This window comes from Dyella flava (genome assembly GCF_016904955.1).
Classification (GTDB): domain Bacteria; phylum Pseudomonadota; class Gammaproteobacteria; order Xanthomonadales; family Rhodanobacteraceae; genus Dyella_B; species Dyella_B flava.
The window spans coordinates 55,905-72,170 of sequence record NZ_JADIKE010000029.1; the positions used below are offsets into that span (position 1 = coordinate 55,905).

The following is a 16,266-nucleotide window of genomic DNA, read 5'->3' on the forward strand; positions in this document are numbered from 1 at the left end:
CCGCGCTTGCAGGGAAATTCAAGATTTCCTCGATGTTTCTTTGAAGGTTCATCGCAAGATTGCCCCCCTCACCTCAATCCTCTCCTCGCTCCTCAAAGCCGAGCACATCCATGTGCTCTCCCCGCGTGCCCCGGAGGGGAGAGGAAGAAAAGCTTCAGGGCGCCTGCGCCACCTGCGAACACGCAACATCACCACAAGCCTGCCACCCACCACCCAACGCCTTGTACAGCGCCACCGCCCGCGTATCGATCGACGTTTCCGACTGCGCCAGATCATCCTCCGCCGCCAGCTGCACTCGCTCGGCATCCAGCAATTCCAGATAGCCAGTCGCACCTTCCTGATAACGCACACGCGCCAGATCAGCGGCGTGCTTGCTCTGCTCACTCTGCGCAATCAGCTGTTCGATACGCGCATGCTCGGCGTTGTAGCCCACCATCGCGTTGTCGACATCTTCGATCGCCTGCAGCACGGTGCGCTGATAATTGGCTTCCGCTTCATCGGCGCGCGCTTCGCTGGCATGCAGGTTGGAACGCACGCGTTCCACATTCAGGCCATTCCAGGTGATGCTCGGTCCGACCGAGAACGCACGTGAAGCAGGGCCGCCGAAATCATTGCTGCGCCCAGCGAGAAAACCGACGAACCCACCCAGCGAAATATGCGGGAAGAAATCCGCCTTGGCCACGCCGATGCGCGCGGTAGCCGCCGCGTATTGCCGCTCGGCGACGCGTACATCAGGGCGGCGCAACAGCACATCACCCGCATCACCGATCGGCAGCACGGTCGCGATCGGTTTGAACGTCGTGGGAGATACGTCGACATCCAGTTCACCAGGACGCTCACCCAGCAGCACCGCCAGCCGGTAAGTGTACGCGTGCGCCTGCGTGTCGAGCACCGGCAACTGGGCGCGTGCAGCACTCAGCTGTGCACTCGCGCTGGCCACATCCTGGTCGGATGCGGTACCGATCTGCGCGCGCGCCTGGATCAGTTTCAACGTGTCGGCCTGGTTATCGATATTGCGCTGGGCAATCGCCAGCCGCTGCTGCGCACCGCGCAGCTCGAAGTAATTGCGCGCCACCTCGGCGAACAGGCTGACTTGCGCATCCTGCAACGACGCCTGGCTGGCGCCGAGGTCGGCACGCGCGGCTTCCACCGAGCGACGCACACCGCCGAACAGATCCAGTTCCCAGGAAGCATCAAAGCCGGCCTGATACGTGTCGATCGGGATGCGCTGCGTGTAGAAGCCGGGTTCCTGTTCAAGCGAGCGGGTATAGGAAACATCCGTGCTGATCGTCGGTATCTGGTTCGACTTGGCGCTGCCGAGCAAGGCGCGCGATTCCTTCAGGCGCGCCTCGGCGATGCGCAGATCCAGGCTGCCTTTTGCCGCGCGCTGGATGAGCGCATCCAGCACCGGATCATTGAACTGCTTCCACCACGCGGCCTGGAATTGCGCGGCGCTTTCGCGCGCCGCGTCCATGTCCTGCACCTTGGCCGCCGGCGTATCCGGGGTCTTGTAATCCGGGCCCACGCTGGCGCAGCCGGCCAGCGCGAGTGCCGCGAACAAAGTGGTGTTACGGATAAAACGGATCATCTCAATGGCCCTCCAAAGCGGGCGTAGTTGAGGAGTGCTGCTTCTTGCGTGCTTCGCGACGTTCAACGATGGCGCGGATCAGCACATAGAACAGCGGGGTGTAGATCAGGCCGAAGATGGTCACGCCGAGCATGCCGGAGAACACCGCCACACCCATCGCATGACGCATTTCCGCGCCCGCACCGTGCGAAGTCACCAGCGGTACCACGCCCATGATGAAAGCGATCGAGGTCATCAGGATCGGGCGCAGGCGCAGGCGAGCTGCTTCCAGCACCGCATCGTGACGGCTCATGCCTTCATGCTGACGCTCGCGTGCGAATTCCACGATCAGGATCGCGTTCTTGCACGCCAGGCCCACCAGCACGATCAGGCCGATCTGGGTGAAGATGTTGTTGTCACCACCCGACAGCCACACACCGGCAATCGCGGACAGCAGCACCATCGGCACGATCAGGATCACCGCCAGCGGCAGCGACCAGCTCTCGTACAGCGATGACAACACCAGGAACACCAGCAGCACGCACAACGGGAATACGAGAACTGCGGTGTTACCAGCGAGAATTTGCTGATAGGTCAGGTCGGTCCACTCGTAGCTGATGCCGTTGGGCAGGTTGTCATGCATCAGCTTTTCCATCGCCGCCTGCGCCTGGCCGGAACTGAAGCCGGGCGCCGGGCCACCGTTGATTTCCGCGGTGACGTAGCCGTTGTAGTGCATCACGCGCTCAAGACCGGCGGTCCTGTGCACGGTGACGAAGGAGCCCAGCGGCACCATGTCGCCACGCGCATTGCGCGTTTTCAGTTGCAGGATGTCCTCGGGCTCGTGGCGGTAGCTGGAATCGGCCGAAACGTTCACCTGGTAGACGCGGCCAAAACGGTTGAAGTCGTTGACATACAGCGAGCCGAGGTAGGCCTGCATGGTGTCGTCGACATCCGCCAGATCCACACCTTCCGCCTTCGCCTTCTCGCGATCCACATCCGCATCGACCTGCGGCACGCTCACCTCGTAGCTGGAGAACAAACCCGCCAGCGCCGGCACTTTCTGACTTTGTGTGATCAGGTTCTGCGTCTGCTTGTACAGCTCATCGAAGCCGAGCTGGTTGCGGTCTTCAATCTGGACGCGGAAACCGCCGATCGTACCCAGGCCCTGTACCGGCGGCGGCGGGAAGGTGGCGATATACGCATCCTGGATCGTCGCGAACTTCTGGTCCAAGGCCGCAGCAATCGCGCCGGCCGACAGTGACGGATCGCGGCGCTCTTCGAACGGCTTGAGCGTTTCGAACACGATGCCCGCATTGGTGCTGTTGGTGAAACCGTTGATCGACAGACCGGGGAAGGCCACCGCACTTTCCACGCCCGGTTGCTTCAGTGCGATGGCCGACATGCGGCGAATCACATCCTCGCTGCGATCCAGCGAAGCCGCATCCGGCAACTGCGCGAACGACACCAGGTACTGCTGGTCCTGTGTCGGCACGAAACCCAGCGGCACGTGCGAGAACCCCAGCCAGGTCATGCCCATCAGGCCGGCATAGATCACCAGCGCCACCGGACCTTTTCCGACGATGCGGTGCACCCCACCGACATAACGCTGCGCACCGTAATGGAACAGCTTATTGAACGGACGGAACAGCCATCCAAACGCCTTTTCGATCAGGATCGACAGGCGATCCTTCGGTGCGTCATGACCCTTCAACAAAACGGCGGCGAGCGCCGGGCTCAGGCTCAGTGAGTTGAACGCCGAGATCACCGTGGAGATCGCAATCGTCAACGCGAACTGGCGATAGAACTGACCGGTAAGACCGCTGATGAACGCGGTCGGCACGAACACGGCGCACAGCACCAGCGCGGTGGCGATAATCGGGCCGGTCACTTCGTTCATCGCGCGACGGGTCGCCTCGCGCGGGGTGTAACCAAGCTCGATATTGCGCTCGACGTTCTCCACCACCACGATCGCGTCGTCCACCACGATGCCGATCGCCAGCACCAGGCCGAACAGCGACAGCGCGTTGAGCGAGAAGCCCACCACATACATCACCGCAAACGTACCGATCAGTGACACCGGCACCGCCACCAGCGGGATGATCGAGGCACGCCAGGTCTGCAGGAACAGGATCACCACCAGCACGACCAGGACGATCGCCTCCAGCAGCGTATGCGCCACCGCTTCGATCGAGCCGCGCACGAACACGGTCGGGTCGTACACGATGTGGTACTCGACGCCCTGCGGGAAATCCTTGCTCAGTTCCGCCATCGTCGCGCGCACTTCATTGGAAATCTGGATCGCGTTGGAACCAGGGCGAGCAAAGATCGGCAGCGCAACCGCCGGCTGGTTGTCCAGCAAACTGCGCAGCGCATATTGGTTGGAACCCAGCTCGACGCGGGCGACATCGCGCAGATGCACCACGCTGCCATCCGGATCGGTGCGCACAATGATGTTGCCGAATTCCTCCGCCGTCGTGAGGCGGCCCTGCGTGTGGATATTGAGCTGGAAGTCGGTGTTGCCCGGCACCGGCGGCGCATTCAAGGCACCGGCCGCTACCGCCACGTTTTGCTCCTGGATCGCGTGCACCACATCGCTGGTGGTGAGACGGCGCTGCGCCAATTGGCCCGGATTCAGCCATACACGCATGCTGTATTCGCCGGCACCGAAGATCTGCACGTCACCCACCCCATCCAGACGGGCGAGGATGTCCTTGACGTGCAGGCGTGCGTAGTTCGACAGGTAAAGCATGTCGTAACGCTTATCCTTCGAGGTCAGATGCACGACCATGGTCAGGTCGGGCGAACTCTTCTGCGTGGTCACGCCCAGGCGTTGCACTTCATCCGGCAGACGCGGCAAGGCCTGCGCCACACGGTTCTGCACTTCCACCTGCGCGTTGTTCAGATCGGTGCCCAGCGCGAAGGTAACGGTCAGGGTCATCTGGCCATCGCTGGTCGCCTGCGAAGACGAGTACAGCATGCCTTCGACGCCGTTGATCTGTTCTTCCAGCGGCGTGGCGACGGTTTCGCCGATCACTTCCGGACTGGCGCCGGGATAGTTGGCGTGCACCACCACGGTGGGCGGCACCACTTCGGGATATTCGCTGATCGGCAACTTGAACACCGCGATGCTGCCCGCGATCACGAAGATCAGCGAGAGCACCGCGGCCATGATCGGCCGGTCGACGAAAAACTGTGCGATGTTTTTCATGGGTTTTGTCTCTCATTCATGCCGCGATAACTCCCTCTCCCCTCCGGGGAGAGGGTTGGGGTGAGGGGCCGCGCTTGCGGGGAAATTCATAACTTCCGCGATGTTTCTTTGGGGACTCAGCGCGAGGTTGGCCCCTCACCTCAGTCCTCTCCCCGAAGGGGAGAGGAGGAAGAGCGCTTAGTTTTTCGGCTGTTTCCGCTCTGCGATGTTTTTCATGGCTGCTCTCTCATTCCTGCCGTGATAACTCCCTCTCCCCTCCGGGGAGAGGGTTGGGGTGAGGGGCCGCGCTTGCAGGGAAATTCAAAATCCCGTCGATGTTTCTTTGGAGGTTCAACGCAAGGTCGACCCCTCACCTCGCTCCTCTCCCCAAAGGGGAGAGGAAGAAAAGCGGTCAACCCTGCGGCCGCTTCTGCGCCGCCGCGTTTTCCGCCTGCGCCGTCCGCGCATCATCACCATCGGGATCCGTCGCCGCCGCATCGACCAAAGCCTTGTCCTGCGCATCAAGCCGCGAATCCATCGCCACCTGCTGCGGTGTCACTTCGGCACCCGGACGCACGTGCTGCAGCCCGTTGATCACCACCACATCACCCGCGCTGAGCCCGTCATCGATCACGCGCAATCCATGAAACAGCGGACCGGTATCGACCTTGCGGTACTGCACCTTGTGCTGTGCATCGACCACATAGACAAACTGGTTGCCAAGATCGGTACCTACGGCGCGGTCATCGATCAACACCCGCGGATGCGGCTGGCCGCTCTGCAGGCGCACGTGCGCATACAGCCCCGGCGTCAGCAAACCGCCTTCGTCATCAAACACTGCGCGCAAACGCATCGTGCCGGAGTTGGTGTGCAGCTGGTTGTCGACAAAGTCGATGTGGCCGATGTGCGGATAACCTTGTTCGTCGGCCAAACCCATCGTCGCTTCGATGCGTGCGGTGCGGCCATCGCGGTTGGCATCGCGACGCAAACGATCGAGCTTCAGCCAGGTTTGCTCGTCCACGTCGAAATACACGTAGATCGGATTGACCGACACCACGCTGGTCAGCACATCCGAACTGCTAACCAGGTTGCCGGGCATGATGCGGGCGTTGCTGACGCGGCCATCGATCGGCGCGCGCACTTCGGTCCAGTCCAGATTGAGCTTGGCGGTGGCCAGCGCCGCGGTGGCCGCGGCCAGGGTGGCGCTGGCGCTTTGCTCGCTGGTGTTCATGCTGTCGGCGTCTTCCTGCGAAATCGCATGCTGAGCGAGCAGGCGCCGGGCGCGCGCCGCGTTAGCCTGGGCCAGACCCAGCTGGGCCTGGGCCTGGGCGCGGTTGGCGGTCAGCCGGTCGACTTCGGCCTGGAAGGGACGCGGGTCGATGCGGAACAGCACATCGCCCTGATGCACCTCGGCCCCTTCCTTGAACAGCACTGTGTCCACATATCCACCGACGCGGGGACGCACATCGACGGTATCGACCGCCTGCAGCTGGCCGGTGAAATCGGCGCTGTCGCTGATCGGCCGCAACATGGCCTGGGCGACGGTGACTTCGGGCGGACCGCCGGCGCCTGCGGCGGTTTGGGCCTGGGTCGCACCATGGTGGCCCAACAGCGCCCAGCTACCGGCGATCGCGACAATAACGAGGCCGGCCAGAATGGTCTTCTTAAACATCTTTATCGCTCCCTGGGAATAGTCGTGCCGCAATGCAGCAGCGATGGGGAAACGAATGATGGGTATACCGTACAGTTTAGAAAATCCGTTTATTGCGCAAGCCACTCGTGACTCTCAATCACGAATAGGCGCATAATCTGGCCCACTACCTGTTCTGGGCTGAGCTATGGAAGACTTTTCCGCTATTTCCGCCTTTGTCCGTGTGGTCGAGGCGAAGAGCTTTGCATCCGCCGCCGCACAGCTGGGCATGACCCCCTCGGGCGTCAGCCGGGCGGTGTCGCGTCTGGAAGAGCAGCTGGGTGCGCGATTGCTGTTCCGCTCCACCCGTGCGCTGCGTTTAACCGACGATGGGGCCTCGTTCTATACCCGTTGCAAGGAGATCCTTGCCGATCTCACCGAAGCGACCGAGGCGCTCGGATACGCCCACCGCAAGCCTCAGGGCAAGTTGCGGGTGGGTATGTCCGCCTCGGTGGGGCGTGCGGCGATCGTGCCGCAGCTGTCGGATTTCGAGCGTCGCTATCCGGATATCCGCCTTGAGCTGATGATGTGCGACTACCCCTACGACTTGAATGAGGAAGGGGTGGATTGCGCCATCCGCATGGGCGAGCTGGAAGATTCCAGTCTGATCGCGCGCAAGATCGGCTATTTGCGCAATGTGCTGCTGGCCTCGCCGGAATACCTGCAGAAGTACGGCGCGCCCACCAGCATCGAGGATCTGAAGAACCACCGCTGCATCAACTACGTCTACGCCAATGGCAAGCCGCGCCAGTGGCAGTTCGATACGCCCAATGGCCGCGTCGAGATCGACGTCAACGCACACCTGCTGATCAACGACGGTGAATCAGTAATCCAGGCCGCCATGGCGGGGCTTGGCATCATCCAGGCGCCGCATGTGCTGGCGGCCTGCGCGCTGGACTTGAACAAGCTGGAACCGATCCTTCCCGACACCGTCTCCACCGGCAAGAACGTGTGGATCGTCTATCCGCAGAAGAAACATCTGTCGGCGCGTGTGCAGGCCTTTATCGAATGGGCGCGCGAGTTGTTCGAGCGCCCGTTCGAATCGGTGTGCCCGGCGGTGGAGCGTGCGCCGGTCGTCAATGCGCTGCGCCCGGTGCGCGAGCTGCCGCCTTCGCGTAGGACTCAATAAGCGCACATCGCGTGGATCGGGATGGATTGAGTAGGTTGGGTTAGCGCAGCGTAACCCAACGATGTTTGTCGCTTCGATGGAATTCCGTTGGGTTACGCTGCGCTAACCCAACCTACCCAACCTACAGCGACTCCTGTGGACTCAGCTGCCACTTGGAATCAACAGCAACAACGCCGCACCCAACGCAATGCGATACACCGCAAACCACGTAAACCGATGCGTGCGGATATAACCCAGCAGCCACTTCACCGCGACAAAAGCAACAATCAGCGACACCACAAAACCAACGATCAACGCCGCCCAATCTTCATGCGCCGCGTCACCATGCTTGAGCACCTTCAGCAATTCATACCCGGTCGCGGCATACATCGTCGGAATACCCACCAGAAATGAAAACTCCGTCGCCGCCGCACGGTTGCTGGTGCCGGACAGCATGGCCGTGAAGATCGTCGCGCCCGAACGTGACGTCCCCGGAAACACGCCCGCCACGATCTGCGCAATACCCACCAGGATCGCCACGCGCCAGGTCACGTCCTTGCAATCCACCTGCCGCGCGGCCATCGCTTCCGCGCCCAGGATCCAGAACCCGCCGATCAACAGCGCCCAGGCAATCGGTGTCACCGTTTCCGGCAATTTGAAACCATAGTGCGTGACCACCACGCCAAGCACGCAGGTAATAAGAAATGCGGCGATCAGCTTGAACAGATAGCTGCGATTGGCCGCATCCTGCCACTGCGTCAGCAGCTGCCAGATGCGTTTCCAGTAGACCAGCGTAATCGCGAGGATGGCACCGGCCTGGATGCCGACATTGAACAAGTCCGAGCGCATGCCCAACCCGAACTTTTCCGCGATCAGCAGGTGACCGGTACTGGAGACCGGCAGGAATTCGGTAATACCCTCGATGATGCCAAGCAGGATGACGTTGATAAGGTCGTGCATGTAGCAGCCTCCAGGCCGACACAAAACGGCATAGCTTAGGCGGAATGATGGGGCAGGTCTGTCGTACGCCGCCGCGGAATTTTTGCCGTCGTCACCTTCCGTTTGTCGTCGGAAGGTGCACCATTATGGTGCAAATGATTTCACAATATGGTGCATTAAAGACTTGCCAGAACCGCCGATTTCAATTCAAATGCCTGACGCACCGGGCTTTTCACCGTTGGTACGGTGTTTGCCTTAAAGCACGCGCGATCCCCTTTCACGACCCGAGGTTCCACCATGTCCGCCAAGAAAGTTCTCGACCTGATCCAGGAGCATGAGGTCGAGTTCGTCGACCTGCGTTTTGCCGACATGCTCGGCAAGCACCACCACGTGACCTTCCCCGCCCACGCCATCGACGAGTCCACTTTCGAAGACGGCAAGATGTTCGACGGTTCCTCGATCACCGGCTGGAAGGGCATCAACGAGTCGGACATGGTGCTGCTGCCTGATCCGGAAACCGCCTACCTCGATCCGTTCAGCGGCCACACCCAGCTGGTCCTGCATTGCGACGTGCTCGAACCCAGCACCATGCAGGCCTATGGCCGCGATCCACGCTCCATCGCCAAGCGCGGCGAGGCGTTCCTCAAGTCCACCGGCGTGGCGGACACCGCCTTCTTCGGTCCGGAACCGGAATTCTTCATTTTCGACGGCGTGCGCTGGCAGAACGACATGGGCCGCGTGTTCTACGAGATCGAATCGCAGGAAGCGGCATGGAGCTCGCGCTTCAAGTACGACGAAGGCAACAGCGGCCATCGTCCGGGCGTAAAGGGCGGCTATTTCCCGGTCAGCCCGGTCGACTCGCTGGGCGACCTGCGCGCTGACATGTGCAAGGTGCTGGAATCGCTGGGCCAGGTGGTGGAAGTGCATCACCACGAAGTGGCCAACGCCGGCCAGTGCGAAATCGGCACCAAGTTCAACACGCTGGTGAAGAAGGCCGACGAGCTGATGACGATGAAGTACGTCATCAAGAACGTCGCCCACCAGAACGGCAAGACCGTCACCTTCATGCCCAAGCCGATCGTCGGCGACAACGGCAGCGGCATGCACGTGCACCAGTCGCTGGCGAAGGACGGCAAGAACCTGTTCTCCGGCGATCTGTACGGCGGCCTGTCGCAGACCGCCCTGTGGTACATCGGCGGCATCTTCAAGCACGCCAAGGCCATCAACGCGTTCGCCAACTCCACCACCAACAGCTACAAGCGCCTGGTACCGGGCTTCGAAGCGCCGGTGATGCTCGCCTACTCCGCGCGCAACCGCTCGGCGAGCTGCCGCATTCCGTTCGTGTCGAACCCGAAGGGCCGCCGCATCGAAGTGCGCTTCCCCGATCCGATGCAGTCCGGCTACCTCACCTTCACCGCGCTGATGATGGCCGGTCTGGACGGCATCTTGAACAAGATCGATCCGGGTGCGCCGGCCGACAAGGATCTCTACGATCTGCCGCCGGAAGAAGAGAAGAACATCCCGCAAGTGTGCTCCAGCCTCGACGCCGCCCTGGAAGCGCTCGACAAGGATCGCGACTTCCTCAAGGCCGGCGGTGTGTTCACCGACGACTTCATCGACGCCTATATCGAGGTGAAGATGCAGGAAGTCACGCGTTACCGCGCCAGCACACATCCGCTGGAATTCCAGATGTACTACGCGATCTGATCGTCATTACATTGGCTGTGCAAGACAACGGGCGCCTCGGCGCCCGTTGTCGTTTCCGGGCCGTCACGCGCCGGCGGATGTCGGACAAACAAGCCATTTCATACTCATCCGAAATCGCTGCGACCCGCGAAAATTTCAGAACAGTTCTATATGTCGTCGATAGGGCGATCGCTAGTATTTCCTACGAAATCCCCTACACGGTCTTGCCAAAACATCTCATTTGGCCCGGCCTGATGTATTCGTACTGAAGGCGTCAGCACGTCGATCAGTCATGTCGCCGGATCACCAGTCAAGACGGCTTGGTGTCCGCATCGTCGACACGAATAAAAACACCAAAGCGGGGAAAGCAAGCGGACTCACGATCCGCGGCCTTCCTGCGCGCGTACATCGACGGAGATTCATCTGACAACGGTCTGACTACCTGTTTTTGCTAGAGCGAGGAAATGAATGCCATGCGCGCAGTCATCTGGATGCTGCTGGATCTGCTATCGATAGTGTCGGCTACCTGGCTCGCCTATCGGTACATCGGTGGTGCATGGATATCCCCGAGTGATAGCGACGTGGCGTTGGGCCTGACCTGCAGTCTCCTGTTGCTACTTGCCTTTGTCGTAGTGGGTGTCTACGCCGGCAAATATCAAACCAGACCAACCGGTGCCATCGCACGAATTGTGCTGATGTCCTTGCTGGCCTGGGCCGTCGCCAATCGCGCGGTGATCGACATGCAGGTCGATCAGGCACAGGTGACCGCCTGGCTTGACCTGTGCCTGATCATCTCGATCGCCCTGATGGCGGCGATCCGTGTGTTATGCGGCGAGTGGATACGTCGAGTCGAAAGCAAGCATGCTCAGGCGCGGCGCGTCGTCGTCGTGGGTGACGCCGCCTATCTGGAACGATGGCTGCCGCGTGCGAAACGCGAGGCGGGCGGCTACGCCATCGTTGCGACATGGGCCAGCGAATCCAGCCCGCAAACGGAGCACGGTACCTCCGGGGCCCTGAAAACGCTGGTAACCAAGGCCAAGCACAGAGACTTCGATGAACTCTGGCTGGCGCTGCCAATGTCCCGGCAAGAAGAGATAAGCCGCTACATCAAGGCCCTGCAACATCACTTCATCGACATCCGCCTTTTTGCGGATGTGCAGAACCTTCCGCTCTTCAACCCAACCGCCACCAAGGTGGCGGGCACGACCTTTATCGATCTGGTCACATCGCCGCGTCACTGCGAGGATGTCTGGTCGAAGTCGCTGTTCGACCGATTGTTCGCGCTGTGTGTCCTGTTGCTGCTGTCTCCGGTCCTGCTGGCAATCGCCGCGTTGGTGAAGCTCACGTCTCGCGGCCCCGTATTTTTTCGCCAGCGACGCAAAGGTGTGGATGGGCGTGAATTCACCATCCTCAAATTCCGCTCGATGCATGTGCACAGGGAAGCCGCCGGCCGGTTGACCCAGGCCAGCAAAAACGACAAGCGCGTAACGCCGATAGGACGCTTCCTGCGCAAGACCAGCCTGGACGAACTGCCGCAATTCATCAATGTGTTGTTCGGGCAGATGTCGGTCGTAGGGCCACGGCCCCATGCACTTGAACATGATGATTTCTACATGCGCCTGATCGACGGTTACATGTACCGCTACCGCATCAAACCCGGCATCACCGGTTGGGCGCAAATCAATGGCGCTCGCGGCGAAACCGCCCAGGTCGAATGCATGGCGCGTCGGGTCGCGCTCGATCTTTTCTACATCCAACACTGGTCGTTCTGGCTGGACCTGAAGATCGTCGTGATGACGGTGTTCAACGGGTTTGCGGGCAGGAACGCCTACTGATGAAGCCGAATTTGCCCATGAACGCCACATCAATTTCTTGCAACCGCATCGCGCATGCATTCATGGCCCGCGCAGCGATCGTGTTGATGGCCGTGTGGCTGGGCGGCTGCGCGATTGCGCCCGGCATGAACGCACCCTCAAGCCAAGACGCACCATCGGTAACCCTCATCACACCGGCAGTCATTGCCGCGCAAAAGCCAGTGGACGATCCGCAAGTGAGTCGTTTGCGCGCCGCTTTCGCGGAAAAAAGCGCGGGATATCGGATCGGAGCGGCCGACATCCTCGCCATTGGCGTGGTCAATCACCCCGAGCTGGTGCCGCCTGATGCGCCGCCGATGCGTAACGGCAACGACCAGCCGTTTGGATTCGTGATCGACGCCACGGGGCAACTGAATTATCCCTACGTGGGAAGTCTGGTTGTCGCCGGCAAAACCGTCGAACAAGTGCGTAGCGAGCTGACCAACAAGCTCGCGCATTACATTCGCGATCCGCAGGTTGCCGTACGCGTGATCGGTTTCCGCAGCAAGCGGGTCTATATCGATGGCGCCGTGCATACAGCCGGCAGCCAGGACATCACCGATGTGCCCATGACCTTGGCATTGGCGCTGGCCGGTGCCGGCAGCATTCCCGCCAGCGGCGATGCCAGCACGATCACCATCAATCGTGCCGGCAAGGTATATCCGGTCAACCTGCCTGCGCTGGCGCGTGCCGGGCACGGTGCTCAAGACATCTATCTGCGCGATGGCGATCGCGTACACGTCGCCGACCGCGCCGACAACCCGGTCTTCGTAGCCGGTGAAGTAGGGCAGGCACGTGCCGTACCCATGCGCGATGGCGCACTGAGTCTTGGCGATGCGCTGGCGCTATCCGGATCGGTCAGCCAGGTCGGCAGCAATCCGCGCGGCATCTATGTCGTGCGCGTGCGCGACAACAGCGACGCGCCCGAAGTATTTCGCCTCGATGCAGCATCGCCTACCGGTCTTGCGCTTGCCGGACGCTTTCAACTTCAGTCGCGCGATCTGGTCTACGTACAGACGGCCGGTCTGATGCGCTGGAACCGCATCATGAGCTTGCTCACCTCCAGCACGCTCTCGCTCTACTACTCACAGCGCGCGGTAGATGGCCCATGATCGGCGGTGTTCTCGTTGTTTGCGTCGGCAACCTGTGCCGCAGTCCGATGGCCGAAGGATTGCTGCGGCGAGCCATGCCCGGCATGAAAGTGACATCGGCCGGCATCCAGGCGCGGGCCGGCATGTCTGCCGACCCGTATGCCGTGTCCGTCATGCTGTCGCACCACATCGATATCAGCGGGCACCGCTCGCAGCCATTGAGCGGCGCCCTGTGCGCAGGACATGACGTGATGTTCGTCATGGACGAACCCCTGAAACAGCACGTGCTGAACCGTTATCCGCAACTTCGCGGCCGAGTCCATCTGCTTGACCGAGAAGGCATCGCCGATCCATACCGTCAACCCCATGACGTGTTCGTCAACTGTTACGAGCGCATCGCCGCGGCCGTGGACGCCTGGCAGCCGCGACTGAGTGCGCTACTTGGGGCATCCGCACGAGATATGTCATCACCATGAAAACCCATGCCCGCGCCGCCGGCGACGCATCGTTCGGAAGCATCAATCTGTTCGCCGTGCTCGACATGCTGTGGCGATCTCGTGCCCTGGTCGTCAAAACCGTGGGCTCAATCTTCGCCCTGGGTGTCCTCTATGCCTGGCTCGCGACGCCGATCTACGAGTCGAGCCTGCTGGTGCAAATTGAAGACAACAGCGACAGCGCCAGTACGCAACTGCTGGGAGACCTGAGCAGCTTCCTCGGCGCGAAGTCCAGCGATCAGGCGGAAATGCAAATTCTCGGTTCGCGCGACGTACTCGGCAGCGCTGTGGACAGGACTCGCTACTACATCCAGGCTGAGCCGGCGCGCTTCCCGCTGATCGGTCGATGGATCGCCGACGGTAGCCGTTCGCTTTCCCAACCGGGCCTGCTTGGCTACGGCGGTTATGCATGGGGCAACGAATCGATCGACGTGGCGCGATTCGACATGCCCGACGTTTTCTACGACGACACGTTCACCCTGATTACGTTGGGTGGCGGACGCTACAGCCTCCGGTCGCCACATATGCCGAAGGCATACATCGGACAGATCGGCGATACAGCGCAGATCCAGACCGACGCCGGTGACGTCGTGCTCAACGTCAAGGCAATCAACGCCAACCCGGGCACGCGCTTCAGGCTGTACCGCCATTCGCGCCAGCTGACGATATCCGAGCTGCAGCAACGCATCACGATTGTCGACAAGGCAAAGGATGCCGGCGTTATCTCGGTAGCGCTGCAAAGTAGCCGCCCACAACAGGTGACCGCGCTGGTCAAGGCCGTCGGCGACGCCTATGTCCTGCAGAACAGCGAGCAAAAGTCGCTGCAGGCAGAAAAGTCGCTGACCTTCCTCGAGCAGCAGCTCCCCGGCATGAAGCAGGACCTGCGCCACGCCGAAAATGCCTTGCTGGCTTACCGCAACAGCCACGGCGTCATCGACCTGAGCGAAGAAGCCAAGCTCCAGTTGGGCGAGGTGGTCGACCGTCAGACGCGGGTCAGTCTGTTGCAGCAAGAGCGCCAGGCCAAGCAGCTGCAGTTCATGCCCGCCCATCCGGACATGCTCGCCATCGACGCACAGATCGCGTTGTTGAAGCAGCAGATCCAGGGCATTGATGCGCAGCTCAAGCACCTGCCCAATACCGAGCAGGACGTCGTACGGCTGACGCGCGAAGTAAAGGTCAACAACGATCTGTATGTCGCCATGCTCAACAGCGTGCAACAGTTGCGGCTGTTGCGCGCCGGCAAGGTTGGCAACGTGCGCATCGTCGACCATGCCGAGGTTCCGGAGCAGCCGGTCAAGCCACGTCGCGCCTTGGTCATCGGCGGATCACTGTTGCTGGGCCTGCTTGCCGGCATAGGTGCGGCCCTGATGCGCGACCTGTGGCGCGGCTCGGTGACCGATCCGCAAGAGATCGAACACGCGCTGGGTGCCGTCGTGCTGGCCACGATCCCGCTGAGCAAGGGCCAACTTCGCCGCGAGCGGCTACGCCTGCGCGCTGGCGCAGTCAATCGTTTGCCGGTGGCGATAAGTCAACCGAAGGAACCGGCGGTCGAGGGCATGCGCAGCCTGAGCGTCGCCGTGCAGTTGCTTGGCCTGGATGCCCGCAACAACATCGTCTTGATCACCAGCCCAACGCAAGGCGTCGGCAAATCCTTCATCACAGCCAATCTTGGCGTGTTGCTGGCCAAAGCAGGCAAGCGTGTGCTGCTGGTCGATGCCGACCTGCGCAAAGGCGTCTTGCATCGCAGCTTTCAGCTCGACGAGGGGCCCGGTCTATCCAGCGTATTGCGTGCAGAAGTGACGTTCGCCGACGCGGTGCAACCGACCAGCCAGCCCGGGTTATCCGTGCTTACCAGCGGCGCCAGGCGCGCCAACTCAACCGAGTTGTTGCAGACCGCCGCGCTGGACAAGTGCCTGGCCGATGCCGCCGCGAACTACGACATCGTGTTGCTCGACTCGGCCCCGGTGCTGCCGGTGGCGGACACGTTATGGCTGGCCCAGTCGGCTGGCACGGTCTATGTGGCCGCGCGTTACGGCCTCACCAGTGAAGGTGAATTGATCGCGACCCGCGCCCGTCTGGCGCGCGCCGGCGTCGACATTCAAGGTGTCGTGCTCAACGGCGTCCAGGCCAGCTTGCAAGGCGCGCGCTATGGCCAATACGGCTATGGAACTTATGGCGACGATCTCGCCGGCAACGACATGGAAGGCAACGGTGCGCCCACATGAGAATCGAACTCGATCAATCACCGGCGACCTCGCCACGCCGCGTCATTACCTTCGGAACGTTCGATGTGCTGCACTTTGGCCATCTGCGACTGCTGAAGCGGGCGAGCGAGTTCGGTGACAGCTTGATCGTCGGCATTTCCACCGACGCGCTCAATTACAGCAAAAAGCAGCGCTACCCGATCTATAAAGAAAAGGATCGCGCGGCACTCGTCGCCAGCATGCGCTACGTAGATGAAGTGTTCATGGAGGAATCGCTGGACCTGAAGCGCGACTACATCGTGCAGCACAAGGCCGACGTGCTGGTCATGGGCGACGATTGGAAAGGCCGCTTCGACTTCTGCAAGGACCTGTGCGAAGTGGTCTATCTGAAGCGCACGCCTTCGATCTCCACCACCGAGATCATCGAAGTCATTCGCCAGGGATAAG

11 protein-coding genes are annotated in these 16,266 nt (G+C 61.3%); 7 read left to right on the plus strand and 4 right to left on the minus strand.

Annotated features, from left to right (window positions below; translation table 11 throughout):
- Positions 1–154: 154 nt before the first annotated feature.
- From ISP19_RS05195 to ISP19_RS05205, 3 genes are all read right to left on the minus strand, one after another.
- Positions 155–1,588 carry an efflux transporter outer membrane subunit gene (locus ISP19_RS05195; protein ID WP_204680295.1) on the minus strand — a complete coding sequence of 478 codons (1,434 nt, stop codon included), beginning with the start codon at positions 1,586–1,588 and terminating at the stop codon, positions 155–157.
- A 1-nt stretch (position 1,589) separates the two neighbouring features.
- Positions 1,590–4,775, minus strand: a complete 3,186-nt coding sequence (locus ISP19_RS05200) for an efflux RND transporter permease subunit (RefSeq protein WP_204680296.1) — start codon at positions 4,773–4,775, stop codon at positions 1,590–1,592.
- Positions 4,776–5,166: 391 nt separating this feature from the next.
- Positions 5,167–6,426, minus strand: a complete 1,260-nt coding sequence (locus ISP19_RS05205; protein ID WP_204680297.1) for an efflux RND transporter periplasmic adaptor subunit — start codon at positions 6,424–6,426, stop codon at positions 5,167–5,169.
- 166 nt (positions 6,427–6,592) lie between these two features.
- On the opposite strand from ISP19_RS05205, the gene ISP19_RS05210 reads away from it, so the two are divergent.
- Positions 6,593–7,573: a LysR family transcriptional regulator gene (locus ISP19_RS05210; protein WP_204680298.1), complete on the plus strand. Its 981-nt coding sequence runs from the start codon at positions 6,593–6,595 to the stop codon at positions 7,571–7,573.
- Positions 7,574–7,714: 141 nt separating this feature from the next.
- Here the strand turns inward: ISP19_RS05210 and ISP19_RS05215 are convergent, their stop codons facing one another.
- Positions 7,715–8,512, minus strand: coding sequence for an undecaprenyl-diphosphate phosphatase (locus ISP19_RS05215; RefSeq protein WP_204680299.1), 798 nt, complete (start codon positions 8,510–8,512; stop codon positions 7,715–7,717).
- A 276-nt stretch (positions 8,513–8,788) separates the two neighbouring features.
- Here ISP19_RS05215 and glnA point away from each other — a divergent pair, with 276 nt between their 5' ends.
- The 6 genes from glnA (at position 8,789) to ISP19_RS05245 (ending at position 16,265) form a co-directional block, all read left to right on the plus strand.
- Positions 8,789–10,198: a type I glutamate--ammonia ligase gene (glnA, locus tag ISP19_RS05220; RefSeq protein ID WP_204680300.1), complete on the plus strand. Its 1,410-nt coding sequence runs from the start codon at positions 8,789–8,791 to the stop codon at positions 10,196–10,198.
- A gap of 452 nt (positions 10,199–10,650) precedes the next feature.
- Positions 10,651–12,012: an undecaprenyl-phosphate glucose phosphotransferase gene (locus ISP19_RS05225; protein WP_204680301.1), complete on the plus strand. Its 1,362-nt coding sequence runs from the start codon at positions 10,651–10,653 to the stop codon at positions 12,010–12,012.
- A gap of 17 nt (positions 12,013–12,029) precedes the next feature.
- Positions 12,030–13,142 carry a polysaccharide biosynthesis/export family protein gene (locus tag ISP19_RS05230; protein ID WP_204680302.1) on the plus strand — a complete coding sequence of 371 codons (1,113 nt, stop codon included), beginning with the start codon at positions 12,030–12,032 and terminating at the stop codon, positions 13,140–13,142.
- The gene (locus ISP19_RS05235) at positions 13,139–13,597 is read left to right on the plus strand and encodes a low molecular weight protein-tyrosine-phosphatase (RefSeq protein ID WP_204680303.1); all 459 of its coding nucleotides are present in this window, start codon (positions 13,139–13,141) and stop codon (positions 13,595–13,597) included. The genes ISP19_RS05230 and ISP19_RS05235 overlap by 4 nt, the downstream gene beginning before the upstream one ends.
- Positions 13,594–15,840 carry a polysaccharide biosynthesis tyrosine autokinase gene (locus ISP19_RS05240; protein ID WP_204680304.1) on the plus strand — a complete coding sequence of 749 codons (2,247 nt, stop codon included), beginning with the start codon at positions 13,594–13,596 and terminating at the stop codon, positions 15,838–15,840. Before ISP19_RS05235 ends, ISP19_RS05240 begins: the two co-directional genes overlap by 4 nt.
- A complete protein-coding gene (locus ISP19_RS05245) occupies positions 15,837–16,265 on the plus strand; it encodes an FAD synthase family protein (RefSeq protein WP_204680305.1) in 429 nt (142 codons plus the stop codon). Before ISP19_RS05240 ends, ISP19_RS05245 begins: the two co-directional genes overlap by 4 nt.
- Position 16,266: the final 1 nt, after the last annotated feature.

Bases quoted from the DNA above. Each gene is read 5' to 3' on its own strand.
- ISP19_RS05200 (WP_204680296.1), bottom strand. From the start codon at position 4,775: ATGAAAAACATCGCACAGTTTTTCGTCGACCGGCCGATCATGGCCGCG.
- ISP19_RS05205 (WP_204680297.1), bottom strand. From the start codon at position 6,426: ATGTTTAAGAAGACCATTCTGGCCGGCCTCGTTATTGTCGCGATCGCC.
- ISP19_RS05245 (WP_204680305.1), top strand. From the start codon at position 15,837: ATGAGAATCGAACTCGATCAATCACCGGCGACCTCGCCACGCCGCGTC.
- ISP19_RS05225 (WP_204680301.1), top strand. From the start codon at position 10,651: ATGCGCGCAGTCATCTGGATGCTGCTGGATCTGCTATCGATAGTGTCG.
- ISP19_RS05240 (WP_204680304.1), top strand. From the start codon at position 13,594: ATGAAAACCCATGCCCGCGCCGCCGGCGACGCATCGTTCGGAAGCATC.
- ISP19_RS05215 (WP_204680299.1), bottom strand. From the start codon at position 8,512: ATGCACGACCTTATCAACGTCATCCTGCTTGGCATCATCGAGGGTATT.
- glnA (WP_204680300.1), top strand. From the start codon at position 8,789: ATGTCCGCCAAGAAAGTTCTCGACCTGATCCAGGAGCATGAGGTCGAG.
- ISP19_RS05235 (WP_204680303.1), top strand. From the start codon at position 13,139: ATGATCGGCGGTGTTCTCGTTGTTTGCGTCGGCAACCTGTGCCGCAGT.
- ISP19_RS05230 (WP_204680302.1), top strand. From the start codon at position 12,030: ATGAACGCCACATCAATTTCTTGCAACCGCATCGCGCATGCATTCATG.
- ISP19_RS05195 (WP_204680295.1), bottom strand. From the start codon at position 1,588: ATGATCCGTTTTATCCGTAACACCACTTTGTTCGCGGCACTCGCGCTG.
- ISP19_RS05210 (WP_204680298.1), top strand. From the start codon at position 6,593: ATGGAAGACTTTTCCGCTATTTCCGCCTTTGTCCGTGTGGTCGAGGCG.